The sequence below is a fragment of the Fructilactobacillus sp. X8R4C1 genome (genome assembly GCF_059900905.1).
Genome location: NZ_JBWXVJ010000001.1, coordinates 451,089 through 473,632, shown reverse-complemented (window position 1 = coordinate 473,632; position 22,544 = coordinate 451,089). Strand labels below are relative to the sequence as shown.

Sequence of the window (22,544 nt, the reverse complement as noted above, 5' to 3'; positions counted from 1 at the left end):
CAGACGAGATCTCTTATTTTTTCTGATATGCAATTTTAATCTGAACCGCATAGTCGTCAGCTCCATCAATTAAGCCTGCTCGACCAGAAGTCTTATATTTTCCTCCAACCAAAAAGGCTTCAGCTAGATACAACTTGACTTTATTCTTATCGATTTTTTGAATATCTTCAAAACCAGCTTTAACAATGTGGCCAACGGGTTCACAATTAACCTGATTCATTCCGGCATAGACTTCATACTTTCCGTTTTCTTCTCTTAAATCGAAGTAAGGAATTAACACTCCATCACCCAAAGCGTAGACGCGATGCTTAGGATTAGCTTTAATTTCGGAAAGAAGCGCCCGATCGCCTAATCCATTGTAGTCATCACTTGCAACTTTTTTGGTAATCATGGTATCGGCCAACTGATGAACGTTATGGCGCTCACTAATTGTCGATTCCAATTTAGCTGGCATCGTTTTTCTTTCATCAAATAAACCGTTGGCCGGAATATTACGATAACGACGACTTCCACTACGAGCCTCGGTTTGCTGATCAGTTTCCTTGGGCTGAATGTGCAAGACCTTATTAATGACCGGGGTAACATCAAACTTCGCCCGTTTTTTAGTAAAGTAATACATGATGTTCAGGTACAAGAAGTACGCTAAAATCAAGACAACTAAGAAGACCAGAAACCCCCTAATCATAAAGCCATTTACAACAAAACGGTAGGCAACGTACAAAAGGTAAAAGTCGCCTAGAATTCCTAAAATTACGTAAATTCGGCTTTTAGTGTTTGTTTCAATCGTTATATATCCAAGATAATGATTAATAATATCTAGAAAACTAAACATTAATGTTCACCCCCAGGATTAGTCGTATTGGCTTGGGTATTATTCTGAGTATTGTTAGAAGTAGTCCCCGTACCGTTATTAGCATTGCCGTTATTTCCGATACTCTGACTTGATTTTTCGGCATTTCCACCGTTATTATCAGTTGTCTTTTGATTGTTATTACCAGTCTCCGAATTATTTCCATTCGTGCTGGTCGAATTATTTTGCTCCTGTCCACCAAAATTTGTTTTACCTTGTTCATTATTTGGTGACTTACTATTGCCATCGTTATTGTTATTATTCATATTATCTTGTTTAGCACCAGAACTATTGGATTCATTTTTACTATTATCGTCATTAGAATTCGAGTTCTGGTTCTTAGTACCCTTATTATTATTATCATCATTCTTCTTAAAGTCAAAAATAGAACGTTTCTGGCTTTGATGGGTAGTGACTTTAGCACCCTCGTGGGTATTGGTTGCTTTATTGACAACAATATTAGTGGCTCCTAACGCTAAACAAATTGAAATAATGGCAAATGGAGTAAGAAATGGTGGTACTCGATTTGGCATTTAATCATCCTCTCAACGTATATTCTCTTTTGTGAAACTTAATTATTGCACTTAAAAGTAAAGAATTTATTCCAGTCGATAAAAGATTTCTTTAAAGTTGTCTTTTTAAATTTAGTACAATTTGATCAATCTGATTCTTAGTTTGACTCCATTTCTCATTATCAATCACAATGGATCGATTTTTTAAAGCAGCTGGAAGCTTTAAATCACGCGCGTCTTCTTTACTTTCCATTCGAACTTGAATCTGAGCCAGAGTATCCCCGCGATCAATCATGCGCTTTTTAAGCTCAGCCGGATCTTTAACTTTCAAAAAAATGACAACCGCTTCTACTCCTAATCGATCCTTGTACGTAATGGCACCTTTCGTGTCTAACACAATTGAAACAATGGAAGACTTTAAAAAAGCACGGTCTAACCCTTCGTATGATGATCCATAACAGTGCCCCGAATATCTTACTGATTCTAAAAGATGAAGTTTTTTAAAACTTGTCGGTGATTCAAAATAATAATCCACTCCATCTTGCTCTTGATCCCGTGGTGCTCTGGTCGTATGGGTAATCACCTTAGGAATTCCATACTTTTTCATTAAATAATCCGAGATGGTGGTCTTACCAGTGCCAGCGGCTCCAGTAATCACAATTACAAATCGTTTATTTGACATAGTGGTCCTCAATGTATTCATTGGCCTTTTTAAGTGGTGGAAGTAAGTTATCGTATGTGACTAACTTCAAAGCTTCTTCGTAGGTGCACCAACGATCTTCACTAATCTCTTCCTTCTGTCTGGTAACCGAAGTGTCAACCGGAACCTCCGTCACAAAGAAAGTTACCACTTTGTGGTGGCCATTCTTCATGTCATACTCGACCTTTACATCAAAACCATCATCAATTTCAGCATGAATTCCCGTTTCTTCTCTTAATTCACGTTTAGCAGCCTGTTGTAATGTCTCATTTCCCTCGACGTGCCCCTTGGGATATCCCCAAAAATCACTAGTTGCACTTTTTAAAAGTAAATATAGTGGTTGATTTTCCTTAAGTTGAAAAACAATCGTTCCACCATCAATTTCATTAATCATAAAAATGCCCCATTTATTTGTTTCTTTCATTGTACCAAAAAATCAAAAACTACACTGATTTAATACTGAACTTAAGCATAATTGGTGAAAGAATCGTCGAAAGTACAATTACCATAATAATTTCGGAGTACAGTTCAGAAGCAAGCAGATGACTAGCTAGTCCAATCTGAGCGACAATGAGAGCCATTTCACCTCTTGATACCATTCCGGCACCCACTACGTTGGCATCTTTTAGGGTCAATCCAGTTAATTTCGCTCCAATTCCACACCCAATCCATTTGGTAAGAACCGCTAAGATCGTCATTACTACAACAATCAACCACGTGCTAGAGAGCCCCTTAAAACTCATCTCCATCCCAATTGCGGCAAAAAAGATTGGAATAAAGAAGGAATAACCAATTCGATTAGCACTTTGAATCACCTGATCATGAAGCGGCGTACGTCCAATTGCAATTCCAGCAAAGAAAGCCCCTAACACCGTGCTCAGATTGGCCGCTTCTGCCAGATATGCCATGATCAAACAAATGCTAATTCCCACAATCGATACCGCTGAATTGGCAGGAAGAAGGTCGGCTAACCGCATGAGCCAAGGCGCCATCCATTTAATGACAACAAAAATCAATCCAAAAAACAAGATTTGAAACGTAAACAGGACAACCAGATTTTTAGATCCTGATCCCGTCCCAAACACACTGGAAAAAACACTCAACAAAACAATTGAAATCACATCGTCAACCACCGCGGCCCCTAAAATGGTTGCTCCCGCGACCGATTTCAACTTGTCAAACTCCTGAAGCACTTCGACACTAATGGATACTGAAGTGGCCGAAAAGATTACTCCCCAAAAGAGCGCTCTTTCAATTCCCTGGCCTAGTAGTTGACCATAAAGGGTAAAAGCGACCACCGGCAAAATGACCCCACAGATAGCAACGCTAACGGCCGGCTTTAAGTACTTCTTGACCAACTCGAAATCACATTCTAGTCCCGCGATAAACATCAAAAAGATGACCCCAATTTCGGATCCAACCGAAACCAGGTGATTTAAACTGACTAGGTGCAAAACAGCGGGTCCAATTAATAAGCCGGCCAAAATCTCTCCTACCACCACCGGCATCCCAATCCTTTGACTTAAAACTCCTAAAATCAACGTTGAAAGTAAAATCAATCCAATTGCTGCTAAATATTCCATATAACCTCCGTTATCCCTCAAAAAAAGCAGAGTTTGCCAATTTGACAAACTCCACTAATTTAATAAAACTTATGTTCTTTTATCATTTTCTTTGCATTGGGGTTAGGCTTGGACCTAGCTTCAAACAAGTAGTAAGTAGCACGTCTTTCCTCAAACATTTGGGCATGACTACTACGCAATTTGTAATTTCTAATTAGCGCATCACGTCCGCCCTTTCTAGAGCCACTGCTCATATACTTGTACAACTCATCATTACTCTTGTTGCTTGTATTATCAACCCTAATTACCAACCATTGAACTTGTTTCTTTCGAACCACCTTGTTAGCTGATCTCATCATTTTAGGATAAGCGCGGCTAGGAATATTATTACGTTCGAAGAAGTAATGAGTTGGATATGCACCAGAACTGGTGTAAAAACCATTTTCTAAACGACTGTAAGTTAAAAGGGTCGGCGTTCCCTTACTTTCGTCTCTAATAATCTTTCCAAACGAAACTTGAGCAGGCTGTTGGTACTCACCTTTCTTAGGATTAAGAGTAACGTATAAGTTTTGGGGATGCAACTTCGAGTAAATAAAGTTATTGTTTGATCCAAGGACAAAGGTTAAGGCCATACATAGCGTTACGAAAACAAACGTCCAAGGGAGAGCGAGCTTTCTGTTAGATTCAAAGTGTCTGATAAAAAACACCAGTACAAAGATCGTTGTCACCATGATAAATGGGAAATAAGCTAATTGATAGTACTGATAGATTTTACCAAAGGTGTGACCGTAAACGGCTACAATCGCATTTACAATCATCATGAACAAGAAAAGCGACTTTGAAATTCCATCTTTAAAGATTTCATGGTCAAATAAAACATAGATTAAGCCCAAGAGACCAAAGACCACCGTGATCGGATACTGCGTCAGAAACTTCATAAAGAATCCAGTTGCCATTAGAATCTTAGTTGGTACAATTCCCGATGAACCGTAAACGGTCATGTTAATGGTAAAGTAAACGTGGATAAAGGACTTAAAACTCCCTGTTACTAAGAAATAAATCAACCATGGAATAAGTGCGATTAAGAAGCTGAGTCCACTAAAGAAAATCAATCGCCACATTTCTTTAAAGCGACGATGGTAAACGTAGAAGACAAACATAAAGACATAAAATCCAATCCATGGACCAAGTAAAGTGTACTTCGAAAAGAAGACCACTCCGACCATGAATCCCTGAATCATCCATTCCCACCATTTGATATCAAAATCATTTTGACAAGCCTTTAAAGCAACATAAATCAAATATAAAACGGCCGGGAACACGAAGAATTCAACCGAACCACCATAGTCATAAAATGGCTGAAGCACGGAAAAAACTGGCATGAACAATGAAATTACAAATGACCAATTTTGTGACAAGTATAATCTAGCAATCTTGTAAGACATGGTCATAATAATAATCATCGCAATAATCTCAAACGGTACCATCCCAACAAGCGATCGTTTTGTGATCAGTGAGGCTAGTCCGTAAAGCAAATAAACAAATGGCCCTTTTTGCTCAAAAACATCCTTATATGGAATGATTCCGTGAAACATTGCTTTACCGACAGTGAAAAAATTATTACTGTCGGGTGAGGTATCAAAATAATAGAACGGTGAAGCAAATGACAAAAGTAGAATTATGATAATACTCATTACTACAAACGTTAAACCAAATAAATAAGGTTTAGTTTTTAGTTTTTTTAACATACATTGTTCTTCCAATCATTAAGAATTTAAGCTCACACTCAATAATAAAAGCAATTATACCACATTCCTCCACTCAAACGCGGAGACGCCAGACTTCATAACCTTATTTTAAGATTATGCTTTTCTTTTTAGTAACCAATATACTGACTTCCGATTATTGGGAGCCTTTTGTTCATGAGTGGATACGACCCGATAATTCTCTAACAGGGTTTTGGATGCTGGCCTAGTAGAATCGTGTCTGCCAAAGTATGTTTTGATTGAATCAGCTTGATTGGTCTTTACGACAATCCATTCAACCGCCTTCTTTTTAACAACTTTATTTTGTGACTCGACCATTTTAGGGTTCTTATCATACGAGATATTATTGATCTGGAAATAATACTGCGTGGGAAGTGCTCCTGAAACCGTGTACATGCCAAGATCAAGATATCCGTAGTTGAGAAGGGTTGGAGTTCCCTTACTCTCTTTTCTAATAATTTTGCCAAACTTCTTTTGCGCGGTCTGCGGATCACTAGGATCCAGCGTTTCCTGATTGTTATTCGGAAATAATTTTGATTTTTGAAAATTGCCGTTAACCCCCATGGTAAAGAACAGGACTAAAAGCGTCATCAAAACAAATGTCGAAATAAGTCGCTTATTAGGCAATGTAATTTGCTTATAATTTAGTCCCTTAGCAATTAAAACGACCAACGTTACAAGAACGTACGGCATAAACGCTAATTGGTAATAGACGTATAGGGTGTCTGGGGTATAGCTGTAAACGGCAAAAAAAGCACTCACAAACATCATACACAAAAAAATATTCTTTTCCGCCCCATGGTTAAAGACGACAAAAAGAATTAACGGAATTGCACCCAAAACAAAGAGTTGCGGTTTATCAATTAAAAATTCACTAAAAATGGCTAGTGAGCCAGCAATCTTCGTGAAAATTCCACCATTAGCTGAGGTGCTATAGACCGTCATGTTGGAAACAAAATAAACATCGTAAAAGGCTTTAAACGAGTTAGTAACGAGAAAATAAATTCCCCATGGTACAATTGCGGCCAAAAAACCAACGCCACTTGAAAGAATCATCTTAAAAAGACTACTAAACTTTCTATGGTACAAATAAACCAGCGCAAAAATAATGTAAAAAGCAATCCAAGTGCCCAACAGCGTGTATTTAGATAAAAAAACCACCCCAACTAGGAATCCCTGAACTAACCAGTTCACGTTACTAATCGCAAAATGATTGTGGCATGCTTTAAAAGTTAAATAAATAGCCGATAAAATCATCGGAAAGACGAATTCTTCCGCCAGGCCACCATAGGTAAAATACTCTTGAAACATTAAGAAAAAGGGCGTTATAAGTGCCAAAATTGAAGCAGTTGGTTTACTAACGTATAAATGAGCGGTTTTAAAAACCAAAAATAACGAGGTTGCTAACGCAATTATTTCTGCTATGGTAATTCCAATAATCGAATAGTGACTGATTAAATAAGCGAGCCCATAAAGCAGATAAACGTATGGCCCCTTTTGCTCAAAAACATCCTTGTACGGAACTAGTCCGTGCATCATACCCTTGCCTACCGTAAAGAAACAGTTAACGTCGGGCGAATAATCAAAATAATAAAGTGGGGATGCATAACTAAACATCCCAATAAAGATTAAGGCTACGACCACAAAAGCCAAAAAATAACAAACGTTTACATTTTTAATGAAACGTTTTATACGGAACTCCATTTCCGATCCTACTCCTTTTTAAACCGTTCCCATTATATCCTAGAATAATTGTTATGTACACGTTTGAACGTGTATCACACGGGTACGTTGATTCTTCCACACTTTTTTTACCATTTTAAAGTGTTATCATAATAATTAAACTAATTAGGTAGGTGAATGTTATGAAACAAGGAACTAAAATCATTACATTAGATAATGGTTACCACCTATGGACTAACACTCAAGGGACCGGAGACATTCATCTTCTCGCCCTTCATGGTGGCCCGGGTGGAACACATGAATACTGGGAAAACACTGCGAAACAACTGAAAAAACAAGGACTAAACGTCCAAGTTCACATGTACGATCAATTAGGTTCGTGGTACTCCGACACTCCCGATTTTGATGATCCGAAGGTAGCTAACAAGGTTTTAACCTACGACTACTTCCTTGACGAGGTTGAAGAGGTTAGACAAAAACTCGGAATCGATAAATTTTATTTGATTGGTCAATCTTGGGGTGGTGCTTTAGTTCAGATGTACGCCGCTAAATATGGTGATCACCTGAAAGGTGCCATTATTTCTTCAATGGTTGATCGGATCGGGGACTATACTGACCATTTAGCTCAAATTAGAGAAAAAGCGCTCACCCCCGAACAATTAGCGTACATGAAAAAATGCGAAGCAAATAACGATTACGATAACGATAAGTATCAGGAACTGGTCGAACTCTTAAACCGTGAATATGTGGATCGAAAGCAACCCCCTGCAATTGCCCACGTCATTGATACCATGAGCAAACCGATCTATAACGCCTTTCAGGGTGATAACGAATTTGTCATCACTGGAAAGTTAAAAGACTGGAACTTTACTGATCATTTAAAGGACATCAAAGTTCCAACACTGGTCACTTTTGGTGAACACGAAACCATGCCAATGGAAACCGGAAAACGAATGGCTAAAATGATTCCAAACGCTCAATTCGTTTCAACCCCAAACGGTGGTCATCACCACATGATTGATAATGCCCCCGTCTACTACGACCATTTGGCCAACTTCATTAGACAAGTTGAAAATGGAACTTTCAACCAAAAATAAGCAAACGAAAAGACACTTCAAAATGAAGTGCCTTTTTATTTTTGGTTTAAACTTAATTTTTCAACGTCAATGGTCTTGTCAACCAATCCATCATAAAAACTGGCTTCATGACTAACAATGATGGCATTCCCAGGAAATTTAATAATTGCCCGTTTTAAAGCATTTTTAGTCTCATCGTCCAGGTGATTAGTCGGTTCATCCATGATTAAGAAATTGCTTTTTACAAATTCCATCAAAGCCAATTTGACCTTAGTTTGTTCTCCACCAGAAAGCTCACCAATTGGTTTCATGGCGTTAGCAGCGTCGAGTCCACAACGACCCAGCTGAGAACGAATCTCCTTCTGTGTCAACTTGGGATACTTATCCTGAATGATTTGCAGGGGTGTCATCTTACTATTCGGCCAGATCAAGTCTTGACTGAAATAGTTAACCTTCGCGGATGGAGAAAAGTTAGCCTTTCCCCCCTTTGCCGGAATTTGTCCGAGGATTGATTTAATTAAGGTTGACTTTCCAACCCCATTAAAACCCTGAAGCCCAACTTTCTGATCAGTATTAACGGAAAAGGTAACTGGCTTAAGTAACGGTTGATCGTAACCAACTGACAGTTGGTCAACTACTAGTGCGTTCTGGGATCCAGTATCAGCATACGGAAAGTCAAAAGAAGCCTGGATGTTACTTGAAGGTGGCTCAATCACATCCATTCGTTTTAACATCTTTTCCCGTGATTTAGCCATATTGGAATGACTTCCGGCCTTGTTTTTTTGAATAAAAGTTTTGGCCTTGGAGATCTCTTCTTGTTGTTTCTCGTACTCCCGCTGCTGGGTCATTTCTTTTTCGTCTTTTTGTCTCATGGCGGACTTGAAATCACCACGGTACTTAGTGACCTTCCCAAACGCAACGTTTACGATACAATTCGTTACTTTTTCTAGAAAGTCGTAGTCATGGGAAATGATCATCGCTGCCCCATCAAAACTATTTAAATAATCTTCCAACCAATTAATGTGAGCGGTATCCAGATAGTTAGTCGGTTCATCAAGTAAAATCACATCGGGATGTTCCAAAATTAATTTCGCTAAAATAATCTTAGAGCGTTGTCCCCCGCTCATTTCAGAAATGGTTTGATCTCTTCCAATGTCGTCAAGACCCAATCCATTAATCACCTGTTCGACTTCAGTATCAATATCATAAAAATTACGAGATTCAAGTTGTTCTTGGATTCTTCCCGCTTGTTCAAGTAACTTTTCGTCCATATTGTCGGCATATTTTACGTACAAATCGCTCATATGCTGATTCATGTTGTAGAGGTCTGAAAAGGCAGTATGCAAAAAATCAATCAGTGTCATTCCCTTTGGAATATTAACGTACTGATCTAGGTAACCAACTTTGGTCCCCTTTTGCCATTTGATGTCACCAGATAAGGGTAATTGCTTATTGGTCAAAATCTTAATCAAAGTTGATTTTCCAACCCCATTTTGGCCCACAATTCCCATGTGCTCACCTTTATTTAGCTGAAATGTAGCATCCGAGTACAGGTCTTTGTCGGCAAAACTCATACTTAGATTAGATACACTTAATAACGCCATTATATAATTCCCTCCATTATTTCATAACTTATACCGTAACACCGAATCGCAATCAACGTCAATCAGGTGAATTTGAGTGGTATAATTGTATGTACATTTTTAAAAAAGAGGAGTGCCTATGAAAATCAAAGATATTGATCACATCACCCTATTGGTAAATGACATCGAGAAATCGATGCGCTTTTACCATGAGGTTTTAGATTTACCAGTTGTGATCGAAACTGATTCTAGAATTGAATTTCAGCTGGGTCACCAACGACTCGTTTGTGTCACAAACAAGGAAGATAACGTTAAACCAGAAAATCCAACTCCTGGTTCTACCAGTTTCAGCGTGGTTGCAAGGGATCCACTTGACTCAATCCAGTCACATTTAGCCAACTACTTTATTGAAGTAGTTGCAGGACCGATCGAAAGTCAGGGACATAACGGTAAAATGAATTCACTATTTATCAATGATCCAGATAAAAATTTGATTGAAATTAGAGAGTATCAACGATAGGAATGAAAGGGAATACAACCCGGCTAAAATCCCCATCAAATAGTGTTTTTCAATTTTACAACCATAATCATTTTTGTTATATTCGTCGAATACGCAAAAAGAAAGGATACTTATGAAAAAAGAAAATTCGAAGGACAATTCAAATCAAAATGTTACTAAACCAAAAATGAGCCTTTTCAGTGTCACGATGCTGGCACTAAGCTCCATCATTGGTTCAGGATGGTTATTCGGTGCCTGGGAGGGTGCTAAAACCGCTGGTCCAGCTGCCATCATTTCGTGGATCATCGGTGCCGTTGTGATTGGTGCAATTGCGTTTAACTACATCGAATTAGGAACCATGTTCCCAGAAAGCGGAGGAATGAGTAAGTATGCCCAGTATACCCACGGCCCTCTTCTAGGATTCATCTCATCATGGTCTAATTGGGTCTCACTTGTAACGTTGCTTCCAATTGAAGCGGTCGCTGCCGTTCAATACATGAGTTCATGGCCTTGGTCATGGGCCAACTGGACTCACGGGTTTTACGCCAATGGCACGGTTACTACCGAAGGGTTATTCGTCGTTTTTCTCTTCATCTTAGTGTTCACCTTGTTAAACTACTGGTCAGTCAACTTACTGACTCGTTTCACTACTTTGACTTCAATTTTTAAAATTGTAGTTCCTGTTCTTACCATTATTATGCTACTTGCTTCTGGTTTTCATCCCGGAAACTTTAACAACATTCAAACTGGTGGGTTTTTCCCATACGGAACGGCTCCAATCTTTGCGGCTACCACCGTATCTGGAATCATCTTCTCTTATAATGCTTTTCAAACGGTTATAAATGTTGGTGATGAGATTACCAATCCTAAGAAAAACATCTGGCGGGGAATCGTTATTTCACTTTTAATCAGTATCATCATTTACGTTATGTTACAATTCACTTTCGTTGGTGTTATTGACCCGTCAACTTTAGCCAAATACGGTTGGCATGGTCTTAATTTCAGTTCACCATTTGCTGATTTAGCCATTATGTTGAACTTGAACTGGCTAGTAATTCTACTCTATTTAGATGCCTTTGTTTCACCCTTTGGGACCGGAGTATCATTTGTTGCTTCAACTAGTCGGACACTAGCAGCAATGACCGAAAATGGTCATATGCCAAAGTTTTTAGGTAAGATTAACCAAAAATGGGGAACTCCTAGAATCGCAATGATCGTGAACTGGATTGTCAGTTGTATCTTGGTTTCAGTGTTCAGAAACTGGGCTGTTTTAGCCAGTGTTATCTCAACGTCAACCTTAATTGCATATTTGACTGGTCCAGTTACCCTTGGATCATTACGTCTCCACGCTCCTCATTTCAAACGTCCAGTCAAAATTAGTTTTGCTGGAATCATGGCACCACTTGCCTTTGTTCTTGCTAGTTTGGCAATCTATTGGGCAATGTGGCCTACTACTATTGAAGTCATCCTTGTTATTATGCTGGGGTTGCCGTTTTACTTCTTCTACGAAAACAAAAACGGCTGGAAAAATACCCTGACCAAGTTCCGTGGCGGAGCTTGGATGGTCGCCTATTTAATCTTTATGTCAGCGTTTTCGTATATCGGATCCGCACCATTCGGTGGTCAAAACTGGATTCATTACCCATATGATTTTATCGTAATTATTGTAGTTGCATTACTGTTCTTCTACTGGGGTGTCTTTAGTTATCAGCGCACTGGTAACATGCTTAACGCTAAAAGCGTCAATGAACAGGTCGATGATGATCAGGTCAACCATTAGTTAAGTTAATGCAAAATCATAAGGATTTTGTTATAATGCGTATGCATCTTGTTTTTCTTGAAATGGATGGAGGGATTCTTATGAATAGTCAAGATCCAGATTCGAGATACGAACGTTATGACTTTAATGCCGCAAATGGTCCAAAGCACCAAAAGAAAAACTTTAAGGCTTGGCCATGGGTTTTAGGACTAGTAGTAATCGTGATCCTGCTAGTCTTTGGAATTCACTTTCTGACAAGCGGCAGTGGGAATCGGATGAATGGATCCTCCACAAGTCAACAGAGTAGCAGAGCTATTCAATCAGAAAAGAAAGCAAAACACTTTAATAAGGCGGAACAAGCCACGACCAACAAGGAAGCGTCAGTAAACAGGGACCAACAAGCACCAACAAATCAAAGTGGGTCACAATCATCAAACGGAAATAATTCCAATGGAAACAACTCAACGAGTGATTCTAGTTCGATGTTTGCTACACCAAAATCATTTGACTCGGTTCAAGACGCTAAAAACTATGCACACGCTACTCAAAGCAGTTGGTTAGCAGCTGGTTACTCTAACTTTACAATTGAGCGGAATGGTCAGGGCTTTTACACCTTGCAATTTGTTAAATAAGGAACTATTTATAGTTCCTTATTTTTTTATATTCAAATGAATTTGGTATAATGAAGTGTATAGGAGGCACTATTATGAAAATTAATACTCCACTTCAAAATGGATTTTTACCTGATAAGTATACTAAACACGCTGACCCAGATGAAATGTTAGATGGTAATCCAATCATTTCATTCCCGATCAAAATCTCTGATATCCCAAAAAACGCAAAGTCACTAGTAGTTATCCTATTGGACGACGATTCAATCCCAGTTTGTGGTTTTACTTACATTCATTGGGTGGCTGCTAACATTGATCCAAATATATCTGAAATACCAGAAAATGCTAGCCAAGATCAATCAATTAACATGACTTTGGGGAAAAATAGTTTAGCTGGTGGACTAGTACACGTTACTGATTCAAAATTAAATCAACACTACATTGGTCCTACTCCTCCCGATAAACCACACGATTATCAGTTGCATGTTTACGCCTTGGATCAAAAACTAGATTTAACCAACGGCTTTTGGCTTAATGAACTAAAGAAAAAAATGGCAGGACACGTCCTTGCCAGTGCCGAACAAATTTTACCAGCGAAAAACTAAAACGGAGGCTTTCATAATGCTAAATGGATACAAACACATTCTAGTACCAGTTGATGGATCAAAAGAAGCAGAGGCTGCTTTATACAAGGCGGCAGCGGTAGCACAAAGAAATAAAGGCCGAATTGACGTCTTAAACGTGATTAACACCACTAATTATGGATACAGCCTAGGAGTTGTTGATGGCAGTGTTATCACCCAAATCGTTAATGAAGAACTTAACTATTTAAAGGATTTGGTTAAGAAAGTCAAGGACCAAACTGGCATTGACGATATTCATATCCATGCTCGGTTTGGAAGTCCTAGAGAAGTAATTACTTACGAATTTCCCAAGGACCATCAAACCGATTTAATTATGATGGGAGCGACTGGTAAGGGTCGCTTGTACCGCATGCTTGAGGGTTCAGTTGCAGGATACGTTAACTCACATGCCGCCTGTGATGTGATTATTGTTAGAACCAACATGGAGAATACCCCAATCAAATAGTTAAGACTTATTTAAACAAAATAGCTAAGCCCTTGCGCTTGGCTATTTTTTATTGCCTTTTAAAGATCAATTCATTTCAACCATCTAGCTGAATCACGTTAATTGTTATATGATGTTAGATGTTAGTGTACAAATTTAAAATAATTAAAAGGAATGTTTGCAATGCACATCAAAAAAAGAAAACACACCAAATCATTCATTGCCCTCTTTATCGTCATCGTGATCGCCATCTTCGCCGGTGGCGGTTATTATTATTGGCATAACCATGGTAGTTTTCTCAGTAAATTAGACGTTAATCAAAGCGATACCGCTACTGTGTTCATTCCCGGACTAGGTGGAAATAACATCACGACTGGTTACATGGTTGACACCCTAAATCGTTACCACCTAGCAACCAAAACCATACAACTGTATGTGAAAAAGGATGGTACCGTTAAAACCACTAAACAATTCCATAAGTTTGGTGCTGATAATCCGACCGTTCAAATTGTCTTTCAGGACAATCATCATCCTTATTTTCAATCAACTCAAATGCCAAACGTAATGCGCTATCTGTACAAGAAGTACCACATTCGTTCAGTTAACATGATTGGGCATTCGTCTGGGGGAAACATTATTTACTATTACCTAGCTCATTATCCCAATCTTAAAAACGTTCCAAAGGTTAAAAAGTTCATCTCGCTTGCAACGAACTATGCTCCAAACGATCCTGATGTAAAAAACCTACCAAAAGACCTTCAGATCCTTAATCTAGTTGGCGATATGAACCATTCTGGAACGGATGGCGAAGTTACAATGAAAAGTGAAATCCCAATGAAGAATCTTGTGACTGGCTACGTCAAAAGTTACAAGCTCTACGTATATCACGGAAACAGTTCCCAAGCTCAGCACACAATGCTTCACGAGAACCCATCCATCGTTAAGATCATCGCAGAATACTTCTTCACCGATAAGATGACCCAATAATTGGAGAATTTAATTAATGGCTTTAACCAATAAAAATCATTTATATCAGCTCGTGTATGTGCTAAGTTACGTTGTTTTTCTGGCGTCGTCAGTAATCCTTTTGAACAGTCAATTTAATAACGTATATTCCGCTAAAAGTTTCTTGCAATGGCAAATCGCAGGGGTAATCACGTTAATTGTCATCGGAATCCAAATCGTACTATTACTTACCAGGAGACATAACCCTAAACAGTGGACAATTATCATAATCATGGCAGTCATCTTTATCTTGTCATATCTTTTTCATTTAAATGTGATTACCAGTACCCTATTTTTATTGTTCTTATTCATGGCCAACGCTGACTTACTAAATCAAGATGCGTTTGCGACCATCGACCTTGCAACTAAACTCGTTGTTCTAGTCGTAATTTTGGCCTTTTTGATTTTACACGTCTTTCCACCACAAAATGCCATTTCATTTACAAGAGGCTCATCCACTAGATATGCAATTGGATTCACTCATCCAAACGTCTTAAGTGGTTTCATCTTAAGTATTTTCTGTTCGGCCCTCTTGTTAATACAACACAGTCGAAAAATAGTGACGTACTTCGTATATGCCTTTATTTTCGTTAGTTACTTAATCATTGCCTACCTGACTGGTTCACGCGGATTTATGGTTGCTGGAGCTATCCTAGTACTCGGATTCGCTTTGAGCTTTGCTCCCAAAATCACTCACCTACTACCAAAAATCACCTGGATCCTGGTTTCATTGACTTTCGTAGTAGGAATCGGCATGGTCGCTTGGGGTTCATCACTGCCATTATTCAACGTGTTGAATCGTGCCCTTTCTGGTCGTCCCGGACAACAGTTAACCGTCATTCAATATTTTTATTCGCCAAAGCTAATTGGACAAAATATGCCTCTGTTGGGTGCCCGGTCAAACTTGTGGGTCGATAACACGTTCCTATTCATCTTATTAAGTACCGGTTTCATTGGTTTAATGTTGCTACTGGCATTGTTTCTTGCTAGTGCTTACAAGGCTAAACAGGACGATAACTATTTCCTTTGTGTGATTTTAATTGCCCTTGCTGTTCAAGGCATCATTGAAACCCAACTTACTAATGCTTACATGTTTGCACCGTTTATTTACGCTTTTGCCCGAGTAATCCAGCCGGATCATTTTCATCAGCAGGCAATTGGGAGACACGTTAAAACCACATAATCAAAACCCATCATTAATGATGGGTTTTTTAATTGATATTAGTTTCACAAAAATATAACATGAAATAGAAAGAATTAACTAATTTCAAAGGAGGTCATAAATTTGCGTTATCTAGCATTTTTAGGCTCACAAAGTAAGGATGGCTTGACTGCTAAGTACCTTGACGCAGTTATCTCAGGTCTTCCAAAGGACGCGCAGGTTGAGACATTATTTCTGCAAGATTATGACATTAAACCAGATAATCTCAAAAACCCCAATCCAACGCTTGACATGATTGAAAAGAAAATGGAAGAAGCGGACGTCTGGATCATTGCATCTCCGACGTATTTTGCTGATTTATCAGGAGTTACCAAAAATCTATTCGATTGCATGCGTCACCGGATGGTTAAAATGAACAGTATTGGTGACACCTTACCCGGCAAGTTTAAAAACAAACACTACCTTAGTCTGACCACTTGCTTTCTCTCCTCATTTCAAAATTTCTTTACCGGTATAACCGATCAAACCTTTCGGACCATTGATAAGATCATGACCGCAGCCGGTCTAATCAAACTTGGAGAGGTCATCGGAACGCACACCTGGGGAAGTAAGGGAATTCCTAATCCTAAAAAAATTGAACTGTGTAAACGATGGGGACAAAAGATTGCCAACAAGCCACGAAAGGATGATAATACTTTGAAACGTTATATCGAATTATTTTGTATGATTGCAGTAATGTCACTAGTGACAATGCTAATTGAAGGATTAGTTTTTGGACTGAAATTTAACGGAGAATTTTGGCTCTTCTACGTAGCATTTGTGGTTATTTTCTATGTTCTTCTAGCAATCTTGCTTCACTTCTTTACGTTCTTAAGACATCGTCGTCGTTAACTTAAAACTAAATAAAAGCGACCAATTGTTAACAATTGGTCGCTTTTTTCTAATCATCGCTTTTTTCAATTTTAATTGTATCGGAAAGATGATAGTCATCCAGTCGGTACAAATTATTGAAGAATTCGACTTCAAATGACGCCGGCTCATCCGGATATTTTTGCTCCGCCAGTTCACCAGCAATGCCAACCATAGCCGTCCCTAGTGCAATTTCATGAACACTTTGATGGTGAGCGGCAACCACGCCAATGACACCATCTAAAACATCTCCAGATCCAACGTTGATTGCTAATTCATGACTGCCGTTGTGGACCACATACGTTTCCTTTCCATTCGAAATTACGTCGTCAACTCCTGAAATGACAACCGTGGAATGAAATTGTTCGGCCGCCATTTTAGCAACCTGAACGCGATCACCATTACCATCAGCAGCATCAATTCCACGACTGCCCCAGTCAATTCCGGCAATAAAGGCAATCTCACCAACGTTGCCACGCAAGACATCAATATTAATTTCACTACTAATCTTCTTAAAAACTTCCGTTCTTAATTCTGAGGCACTCACAGCAACTGGATCAACCACCACCGGCAAACGACGATTATTAGCTGCTTGACCAGCAATTATATCTAATTTAATACTATCATCGTTCATCGTCCCCAGGTTTAGGACCAAACTGTTAGCAATTGCCACCAAGTCATGACCCTCATTTGAAGAGTCACACATAATTGGTGAGCCACCAACATAACTAATTGCATCCGCTACTTTCTGTGGGGTCACCATGTTAGGAATGTCCAAAACAACGGGATTTTCCCTTCTAATTTCTTCTAAAATCGACGTCATACTATCATTTCCTCTCTAATTTACTAATTGTCTTTTCAACGTTAGTGCTGTCTATAATTGCTGATATTACCGCAATTCCGGCGTTTGAAACCTGATAAATTGACTGGCAGTTACCTGCATTAATTCCACCAATCGCAACTACCGGTAAATTTACTTGTCTTTGCAGCTGAACTAAACCGGAAACGCCAATTGGTGATTCAGCATCTGCCTTACTAGTAGTCGGAAAAATCGGTCCAATTCCCAAATAATCGATGCCAGTGAAGGGTTTACTACGCTCTAATTCTTCTTTGGTACTGATCGACAATCCAACTATCATTTCTGGATTATCATGAATCACCTTTTGCACGCTTTCATCACTTTGACCAACGTGGATCCCGTCCGCATTAATCTGATTAGCCAAATCCACGTCATCGTCCACAATTAGTGGAATATGATATTCAGTGGTTAAATGACGAAGCTTCTTTCCCATCTCAATCCTTTTCAAACCCGTAAGTGAACCTACACCCTTTTCACGGTACTGAAAAGCTGTAACACCAGCATCTAAAGCTTGGTCAATGTGATCCAAAAATTCAGTTTCAGAACCAGCAAAATTTTGGGTACCCGCCACCAGGTATATTTGCAGCATTTTTTTGTTAAATTGCATCTTTATTACTCCCACATTCCATGATTTAGGGGCCCGTGTCCATGACCAATAATTAATGGTTCCCTGATAATTTTATCCAGATAATCTTTCCCAAAGCGAATGGCAGTTTCCATACTTTCACCACGCGCTAAAGCCGCGACAATTGCTGAAGAAAGCGTGTCTCCCGTGCCATGAGTCCGAACCGTATTCACCCGCTCGGCAGTCAACCAAAAATCAGATCCATCCTTTAAAAGAACATAGTCTTTTACGATCTTATCCGTACCATGTCCGCCTTTAATCATGACGTTTTTAGCACCAGCAATTTGAATTTTTCGTGCTGTCCTTTTGATTGCTTCATCAGATGCAATGGACTGATTCGTAATCTTTTCCGCTTCAGGTAAGTTTGGTGTTACTAAATCGGCCAATGGGATCAGTTCGTTAATCAAGGTTTTAATGGCGCCGGCTTCAAGTAGCACTGACCCTCCCTTAGCTACCATAACAGGATCGACAACAATTTGACCCAACTTGTATTTTTTAATGTTATCTGCCACTAAATGAACGTGTGCTTCGTCAAACAAAGCTCCGGTCTTAGTTGCTTTAATATCAAAATCATCACAAACGGAAGCAAACTGCTCATCAATAATTTTTTTCGGAAGTGGATACGTATCCTGAACACCAATGGTGTTTTGTGCCGTCACTCCCACTACTACGTTGGTGCTAAACACCTGACAGGCCTGCATCGTTTTAATATCAGCTTCCATCCCTGCTCCACCACCAGAATCAGTCCCAGCAATTGTTAGTGCTTCTGGATATTGATTTATTTCACTACTCATAGTTCCCTCCTAAAAAGTTCTAAGCGTTATACATTTTGTTCCAAAAATCCAATTCATAATGACAACTATTCTGAAAAACTTGATTTGCGGTGGCCCTTTCGTTTGGATGAATTTCTGCCTGGAGATCAATAAAAGCAAAAATTTGTTTTACCTCATCTGCATCAGCGTAGAATTTGATCCAATCGCTAAATGGATTGTTAATAAGACTGGTTTTATTTAGTTCAGTAGCAACTACATAGTAAGTCCAAATACACGGTGCGAGCACGCTCAATCCAACTAGAATGGACTTAGTGCTCACGGCTTCACGCATACTTTCAACGTAATCCTTGGTAACGTTGAACATGCGGGCATCTTGAAGTTCATCATCAGTCACTTTTGCAATTTTTAACATGACCTCGTGCGGTGTGCTTTCGTTTTTAATTCCATCAACGCAACCTGCCAAAAATCTTTTCAAATTAACATCACTTGTTTCCGTTTGAATTTGTTGAAACTGTTTAGCGTAACCGTCTAGATACATTTCGTCTTGTTGGACGTAGTTAATTAGTGCCTTTTCTGGCACTTCCCCGTTTTGAATTCCTTTAACATAATCACAATTCATGATTTGATTCATTATTGTTGTCGCATTACTTATCAATTCATCGGTGAATTTATTTGTCATCAACTACTAACATCTCCCAAACAAAAAGGCTCCTCATAATAATGAGGAGCCTTCAATTATATTCTTAATTAAAGATCGCACGATTCCTTTCGCAGGTATTAACCAGTTCAAGTTCAATGGGTATAGTCTCAGCCACTTGGCACCCCCTCATACAGCTATTCAATTAAATTTATTATATTCCTTAAAATTTGGCATGACAATCCTAATCAACTACTTTGGCACCCAAGACGGTCTTAAAGTGATTCATCGCAAACTTCTGACCCAAATCGGAAAAGGTTGCCACCCCACTTTTATGAATAACCAAGTTATAAGCAAGGTTATAGCCAGCAATTGCCGTGTGCAACACACAAATGTCGGTGCAAACACCCACAAGATGGAGAGTCTTAACGTTTCTTTCACGAAGTCTAAGATCCAGATCAGTGCCAGCAAACGCACTGTACCTAGTCTTATCCATTTGCCAAACGTTATCTAACTTTTGATTCTCATCAAACCATTTTCCAACCTTCCCATATAGCTCACGACCCCAGGTCCCTCGCACGTTATGAGTTGGGTACAACTTCGTCTCAGGACTGTATGGATCATCCTTTTTATGAACATCAGTTGGAAATATAACAAACTGACCATCATTTTTGAATTTTTCAGCCAAGTCGCTAATTGATTGGTCTAACGCTTGAGCTGGCTTCCCGGCGGTCAAAGACCCCTGATCATCAACAAAGTCATTGGTGTAATCAATGATTAAAAGCGCACTTTTCTCTTTATCAGCCATTTTTAATCTTCTTTCTTAAAAATCTGACGGCTTCTCGGGATATTTAATTTCTTTTTCAGAGCGATCTTCAGCGGCTTTCACGTATACTTTGGCAACATTATCAGGCTGCATCTCTTCACTACTACCAGATAGTCCCTGAATGGTAATCAAACCGACGTAGATATTATCATCTTGAACCGCATCATGAAGTGAAAAGGCGTAATCACTTAAAGCTGCTTTAGTAGCTGCTAAAGTGACATTGCCTTTGGTAGGATGAAAGGCAGCTCCACCACCAGTAATCAGAATGTTCCGGTTTTCCTTTTGATCGTCTGAAAGACCAACGAACTGACGGGTGATGGTAACGGCACCAAAGACGTTGGTATTGTACATTTCTTTAACTTGGTCTAGTGGTAATGAGAATGGTGTATCTAAAGTCTTGTCACCCACGTTATAAACCATGGTCTGAGGAATCCCGTATGCCATTTTAATCTTACTAAATACGTTTGTTACCTGAGCTGGATCGGTAACATCAGCAACAATAAAATCAGCTTTAATCCCCTCTTGATCCAAATCTTTAACAAACTGCTTTAACTGAGCAGCATCTCGAGCCACCATAATCGGTGTCTTGCCAGCTTCACCAAACTTTTTGGCAATTGAAAAGCCAAATCCTTTTCCAACTCCAAAAATTACTACACTTTCACTCATAAAATTCCCTCCTAAAGTTGATTCAATAAAAGTTTACCACCATTTGAGGAAACAAACCTTTTTAATGTTTGTGCTTAGTTTTAAAGCTTCTTTTAATAATCTTAACGAAATGTTAACATATTATACATGTTACAAATTAGAATAATATGTACAAAAGTCCAAATACTGATGACTATAAAAGCTGAATACTTAAATTCTTTATAGGAGGTTTCTTTATGAAACTAAAATTAAACGTTTGGATAGGAATTGACGATATTATAAATGCAATTGTACTATTTTGTGCAATGTTCCTAATAATTGGCAGTTCTTTCGCAGATGCATTTGGTGGTACACAATCTCTTGGAACTACTGCAGTTATACTTAATCTTTTTGCAGTAATAGGACTAATTCTACATATCGTCCAATTACAGCAAAATCGTCGCTGGGGTAATTCAATTGTCTCCCCAATACTAGGAATTATTGGAAATGCAATTTATTTCGTTACACCACTTCTCTCAATTGTTTCTGTAGTTCTTTTAATCATTTCAGCAGTATTTGCTTTCATGCAAAAAATTGTTAAGCCTATACAAACCCCATTAAGAAAAGTCTGGTATAAAGTTTGGTGGGAATATGTAGCAATTATTATATCTATCATCGCATTCTTTTTAGTGTCTAAAGCACAGACAGGATCTGATGATCATGCCTCAAATAACGTAAACCAACATATTAGTAAAGAAATCAATAAAAACACAAACGCGACCATCTCTAAAAAGCAAAATAATAATTTGATTCATTTTGATGGGGATAAAATCGTCACTCCTAAGGGTGTCGTACAAGTAATTAAAGAAGCAACTGGGGACACTACTGATGGAAAAACTGGAGTTATTTTTATGTATAAAATTACTAATAACTCAAACCAACCATTATCACCAAACCAGATTTTAGAAGATAATCAAATTAATGTATATCAGTCACTAAACGATTCAAAAAAACCTGCTGATTCAAGTCAAGCACTTGATTTTAATTCCCTGATGAATTCCAGCGATGATAATGCTAACAACATCACTGAATCAATTGATAACGATAACGATAATTGGAGTAAAATTAAGATTAACCCTCATAAAAGCATAACAATGAGTGATGGAAATGTCTGGAAAGTCCAAGATGACAAAACTCCATTAATTTTGTCCGTTGGTGATAGCATTCAAAATGTTGATAGTAGTAAAATTAATAAGAACAAAAACTCTTATACAATTCCATCATCACTAGAAAAGATTTCAATTAATCAATGGAATGGGTGATCATTTAAACACAAAAGGAGCCCCACTACCAAAAGTAGTGAGGCTCCTTTGCGACTTAATCTCCGTTAACTAAGTATACCAGTTTTAATAATTTTGTCAGCCCTTACATTTGCTTTCTATAGGTGTTTTGAAA

Annotated in this window: 24 protein-coding genes and 1 riboswitch; of the genes, 10 read left to right on the top strand and 14 right to left on the bottom strand. The window is 38.6% G+C overall.

The window, feature by feature from the left end; genetic code table 11:
* Nucleotides 1-13: 13 nt before the first annotated feature.
* From AC6UDA_RS02285 to AC6UDA_RS02255, 7 genes are all read right to left on the bottom strand, one after another.
* Nucleotides 14-832, bottom strand: a complete 819-nt coding sequence (locus AC6UDA_RS02285) for a DUF6681 family protein (RefSeq protein WP_500710792.1) — start codon at nucleotides 830-832, stop codon at nucleotides 14-16.
* On the bottom strand, nucleotides 832-1,383 hold the full coding sequence (locus tag AC6UDA_RS02280; RefSeq protein ID WP_500710790.1) for a hypothetical protein: 552 nt from the start codon (nucleotides 1,381-1,383) through the stop codon (nucleotides 832-834). Before AC6UDA_RS02280 ends, AC6UDA_RS02285 begins: the two co-directional genes overlap by 1 nt.
* 91 nt (nucleotides 1,384-1,474) lie before the next feature.
* Nucleotides 1,475-2,044: a guanylate kinase gene (locus AC6UDA_RS02275; protein ID WP_500707215.1), complete on the bottom strand. Its 570-nt coding sequence runs from the start codon at nucleotides 2,042-2,044 to the stop codon at nucleotides 1,475-1,477.
* A complete protein-coding gene (locus AC6UDA_RS02270) occupies nucleotides 2,034-2,456 on the bottom strand; it encodes a bis(5'-nucleosyl)-tetraphosphatase (RefSeq protein WP_500707298.1) in 423 nt (140 codons plus the stop codon). The genes AC6UDA_RS02275 and AC6UDA_RS02270 overlap by 11 nt, the downstream gene beginning before the upstream one ends.
* Before the next feature lie 49 nt (nucleotides 2,457-2,505).
* Nucleotides 2,506-3,645 carry a cation:proton antiporter gene (locus tag AC6UDA_RS02265; protein WP_500710788.1) on the bottom strand — a complete coding sequence of 380 codons (1,140 nt, stop codon included), beginning with the start codon at nucleotides 3,643-3,645 and terminating at the stop codon, nucleotides 2,506-2,508.
* Nucleotides 3,646-3,704: 59 nt separating this feature from the next.
* Nucleotides 3,705-5,372 carry a glycosyltransferase family 39 protein gene (locus AC6UDA_RS02260; protein WP_500710786.1) on the bottom strand — a complete coding sequence of 556 codons (1,668 nt, stop codon included), beginning with the start codon at nucleotides 5,370-5,372 and terminating at the stop codon, nucleotides 3,705-3,707.
* Nucleotides 5,373-5,486: 114 nt separating this feature from the next.
* Nucleotides 5,487-7,094 (bottom strand): ArnT family glycosyltransferase, encoded by a 1,608-nt coding sequence (locus tag AC6UDA_RS02255; RefSeq protein WP_500706294.1) that lies wholly within the window; start codon nucleotides 7,092-7,094, stop codon nucleotides 5,487-5,489.
* A 161-nt stretch (nucleotides 7,095-7,255) separates the two neighbouring features.
* Here AC6UDA_RS02255 and AC6UDA_RS02250 point away from each other — a divergent pair, with 161 nt between their 5' ends.
* Entirely contained in the window at nucleotides 7,256-8,170 is a 915-nt protein-coding gene (locus AC6UDA_RS02250; RefSeq protein ID WP_500695260.1) for a proline-specific peptidase family protein, read from the top strand.
* A 35-nt stretch (nucleotides 8,171-8,205) separates the two neighbouring features.
* Here the strand turns inward: AC6UDA_RS02250 and AC6UDA_RS02245 are convergent, their stop codons facing one another.
* Nucleotides 8,206-9,753, bottom strand: coding sequence for an ABC-F family ATP-binding cassette domain-containing protein (locus AC6UDA_RS02245; protein WP_500693494.1), 1,548 nt, complete (start codon nucleotides 9,751-9,753; stop codon nucleotides 8,206-8,208).
* 118 nt (nucleotides 9,754-9,871) lie between these two features.
* Between AC6UDA_RS02245 and AC6UDA_RS02240 the strand changes: the two genes are divergently transcribed.
* The 8 genes from AC6UDA_RS02240 (at nucleotide 9,872) to AC6UDA_RS02205 (ending at nucleotide 16,727) form a co-directional block, all read left to right on the top strand.
* Nucleotides 9,872-10,252, top strand: coding sequence for a VOC family protein (locus AC6UDA_RS02240; RefSeq protein ID WP_500693493.1), 381 nt, complete (start codon nucleotides 9,872-9,874; stop codon nucleotides 10,250-10,252).
* Nucleotides 10,253-10,364: 112 nt separating this feature from the next.
* Entirely contained in the window at nucleotides 10,365-12,011 is a 1,647-nt protein-coding gene (locus tag AC6UDA_RS02235; RefSeq protein WP_500710784.1) for an APC family permease, read from the top strand.
* An 80-nt stretch (nucleotides 12,012-12,091) separates the two neighbouring features.
* Nucleotides 12,092-12,622: a hypothetical protein gene (locus tag AC6UDA_RS02230; protein WP_500696503.1), complete on the top strand. Its 531-nt coding sequence runs from the start codon at nucleotides 12,092-12,094 to the stop codon at nucleotides 12,620-12,622.
* Nucleotides 12,623-12,696: 74 nt separating this feature from the next.
* Nucleotides 12,697-13,206, top strand: a complete 510-nt coding sequence (locus AC6UDA_RS02225) for a YbhB/YbcL family Raf kinase inhibitor-like protein (protein ID WP_500710782.1) — start codon at nucleotides 12,697-12,699, stop codon at nucleotides 13,204-13,206.
* 16 nt (nucleotides 13,207-13,222) lie between these two features.
* Nucleotides 13,223-13,690: a universal stress protein gene (locus tag AC6UDA_RS02220; RefSeq protein ID WP_500693489.1), complete on the top strand. Its 468-nt coding sequence runs from the start codon at nucleotides 13,223-13,225 to the stop codon at nucleotides 13,688-13,690.
* Nucleotides 13,691-13,852: 162 nt separating this feature from the next.
* Nucleotides 13,853-14,656 carry an alpha/beta fold hydrolase gene (locus tag AC6UDA_RS02215; RefSeq protein ID WP_500710780.1) on the top strand — a complete coding sequence of 268 codons (804 nt, stop codon included), beginning with the start codon at nucleotides 13,853-13,855 and terminating at the stop codon, nucleotides 14,654-14,656.
* A 16-nt stretch (nucleotides 14,657-14,672) separates the two neighbouring features.
* Nucleotides 14,673-15,857, top strand: a complete 1,185-nt coding sequence (locus AC6UDA_RS02210; RefSeq protein ID WP_500695266.1) for an O-antigen ligase family protein — start codon at nucleotides 14,673-14,675, stop codon at nucleotides 15,855-15,857.
* A gap of 102 nt (nucleotides 15,858-15,959) precedes the next feature.
* Nucleotides 15,960-16,727 carry a flavodoxin family protein gene (locus tag AC6UDA_RS02205; protein WP_500710778.1) on the top strand — a complete coding sequence of 256 codons (768 nt, stop codon included), beginning with the start codon at nucleotides 15,960-15,962 and terminating at the stop codon, nucleotides 16,725-16,727.
* 49 nt (nucleotides 16,728-16,776) lie between these two features.
* On the opposite strand, the gene thiM is transcribed toward AC6UDA_RS02205, so the two are convergent.
* The 6 genes from thiM to AC6UDA_RS02175 form a co-directional block, all read right to left on the bottom strand.
* A complete protein-coding gene (gene thiM, locus AC6UDA_RS02200; RefSeq protein WP_500710776.1) occupies nucleotides 16,777-17,568 on the bottom strand; it encodes a hydroxyethylthiazole kinase in 792 nt (263 codons plus the stop codon).
* Nucleotides 17,569-17,572: 4 nt separating this feature from the next.
* A complete protein-coding gene (gene thiE, locus AC6UDA_RS02195) occupies nucleotides 17,573-18,211 on the bottom strand; it encodes a thiamine phosphate synthase (protein ID WP_500710774.1) in 639 nt (212 codons plus the stop codon).
* A gap of 5 nt (nucleotides 18,212-18,216) precedes the next feature.
* On the bottom strand, nucleotides 18,217-19,023 hold the full coding sequence (gene thiD / locus AC6UDA_RS02190; protein WP_500706287.1) for a bifunctional hydroxymethylpyrimidine kinase/phosphomethylpyrimidine kinase: 807 nt from the start codon (nucleotides 19,021-19,023) through the stop codon (nucleotides 18,217-18,219).
* Nucleotides 19,024-19,042: 19 nt separating this feature from the next.
* A complete protein-coding gene (locus AC6UDA_RS02185; protein ID WP_500710771.1) occupies nucleotides 19,043-19,681 on the bottom strand; it encodes a TenA family protein in 639 nt (212 codons plus the stop codon).
* A 66-nt stretch (nucleotides 19,682-19,747) separates the two neighbouring features.
* Nucleotides 19,748-19,838: riboswitch (TPP riboswitch) on the bottom strand.
* Between the two features lie 45 nt (nucleotides 19,839-19,883).
* Nucleotides 19,884-20,447 (bottom strand): cysteine hydrolase family protein, encoded by a 564-nt coding sequence (locus AC6UDA_RS02180; RefSeq protein WP_500700830.1) that lies wholly within the window; start codon nucleotides 20,445-20,447, stop codon nucleotides 19,884-19,886.
* 15 nt (nucleotides 20,448-20,462) lie between these two features.
* Nucleotides 20,463-21,131 carry an SDR family NAD(P)-dependent oxidoreductase gene (locus AC6UDA_RS02175; RefSeq protein WP_500700831.1) on the bottom strand — a complete coding sequence of 223 codons (669 nt, stop codon included), beginning with the start codon at nucleotides 21,129-21,131 and terminating at the stop codon, nucleotides 20,463-20,465.
* A gap of 215 nt (nucleotides 21,132-21,346) precedes the next feature.
* Between AC6UDA_RS02175 and AC6UDA_RS02170 the strand changes: the two genes are divergently transcribed.
* The gene (locus AC6UDA_RS02170; protein ID WP_500710768.1) at nucleotides 21,347-22,411 is read left to right on the top strand and encodes a DUF4352 domain-containing protein; all 1,065 of its coding nucleotides are present in this window, start codon (nucleotides 21,347-21,349) and stop codon (nucleotides 22,409-22,411) included.
* Nucleotides 22,412-22,544 lie beyond the last annotated feature (133 nt).

Excerpts from the sequence above, each read along its gene's own strand:
- AC6UDA_RS02270 (WP_500707298.1), bottom strand. The coding sequence starts at position 2,456 with ATGATTAATGAAATTGATGGTGGAACGATTGTTTTTCAACTTAAGGAA.
- AC6UDA_RS02235 (WP_500710784.1), top strand. The coding sequence starts at position 10,365 with ATGAAAAAAGAAAATTCGAAGGACAATTCAAATCAAAATGTTACTAAA.
- AC6UDA_RS02245 (WP_500693494.1), bottom strand. The coding sequence starts at position 9,753 with ATGGCGTTATTAAGTGTATCTAATCTAAGTATGAGTTTTGCCGACAAA.
- AC6UDA_RS02275 (WP_500707215.1), bottom strand. The coding sequence starts at position 2,044 with ATGTCAAATAAACGATTTGTAATTGTGATTACTGGAGCCGCTGGCACT.
- AC6UDA_RS02175 (WP_500700831.1), bottom strand. The coding sequence starts at position 21,131 with ATGAGTGAAAGTGTAGTAATTTTTGGAGTTGGAAAAGGATTTGGCTTT.
- thiE (WP_500710774.1), bottom strand. The coding sequence starts at position 18,211 with ATGCAATTTAACAAAAAAATGCTGCAAATATACCTGGTGGCGGGTACC.
- AC6UDA_RS02255 (WP_500706294.1), bottom strand. The coding sequence starts at position 7,094 with ATGGAGTTCCGTATAAAACGTTTCATTAAAAATGTAAACGTTTGTTAT.
- AC6UDA_RS02285 (WP_500710792.1), bottom strand. The coding sequence starts at position 832 with ATGTTTAGTTTTCTAGATATTATTAATCATTATCTTGGATATATAACG.
- AC6UDA_RS02250 (WP_500695260.1), top strand. The coding sequence starts at position 7,256 with ATGAAACAAGGAACTAAAATCATTACATTAGATAATGGTTACCACCTA.
- AC6UDA_RS02260 (WP_500710786.1), bottom strand. The coding sequence starts at position 5,372 with ATGTTAAAAAAACTAAAAACTAAACCTTATTTATTTGGTTTAACGTTT.
- AC6UDA_RS02265 (WP_500710788.1), bottom strand. The coding sequence starts at position 3,645 with ATGGAATATTTAGCAGCAATTGGATTGATTTTACTTTCAACGTTGATT.
- thiD (WP_500706287.1), bottom strand. The coding sequence starts at position 19,023 with ATGAGTAGTGAAATAAATCAATATCCAGAAGCACTAACAATTGCTGGG.
- AC6UDA_RS02185 (WP_500710771.1), bottom strand. The coding sequence starts at position 19,681 with ATGACAAATAAATTCACCGATGAATTGATAAGTAATGCGACAACAATA.
- AC6UDA_RS02170 (WP_500710768.1), top strand. The coding sequence starts at position 21,347 with ATGAAACTAAAATTAAACGTTTGGATAGGAATTGACGATATTATAAAT.
- AC6UDA_RS02240 (WP_500693493.1), top strand. The coding sequence starts at position 9,872 with ATGAAAATCAAAGATATTGATCACATCACCCTATTGGTAAATGACATC.
- AC6UDA_RS02215 (WP_500710780.1), top strand. The coding sequence starts at position 13,853 with ATGCACATCAAAAAAAGAAAACACACCAAATCATTCATTGCCCTCTTT.
- thiM (WP_500710776.1), bottom strand. The coding sequence starts at position 17,568 with ATGACGTCGATTTTAGAAGAAATTAGAAGGGAAAATCCCGTTGTTTTG.
- AC6UDA_RS02225 (WP_500710782.1), top strand. The coding sequence starts at position 12,697 with ATGAAAATTAATACTCCACTTCAAAATGGATTTTTACCTGATAAGTAT.
- AC6UDA_RS02280 (WP_500710790.1), bottom strand. The coding sequence starts at position 1,383 with ATGCCAAATCGAGTACCACCATTTCTTACTCCATTTGCCATTATTTCA.
- AC6UDA_RS02220 (WP_500693489.1), top strand. The coding sequence starts at position 13,223 with ATGCTAAATGGATACAAACACATTCTAGTACCAGTTGATGGATCAAAA.
- AC6UDA_RS02180 (WP_500700830.1), bottom strand. The coding sequence starts at position 20,447 with ATGGCTGATAAAGAGAAAAGTGCGCTTTTAATCATTGATTACACCAAT.
- AC6UDA_RS02230 (WP_500696503.1), top strand. The coding sequence starts at position 12,092 with ATGAATAGTCAAGATCCAGATTCGAGATACGAACGTTATGACTTTAAT.
- AC6UDA_RS02210 (WP_500695266.1), top strand. The coding sequence starts at position 14,673 with ATGGCTTTAACCAATAAAAATCATTTATATCAGCTCGTGTATGTGCTA.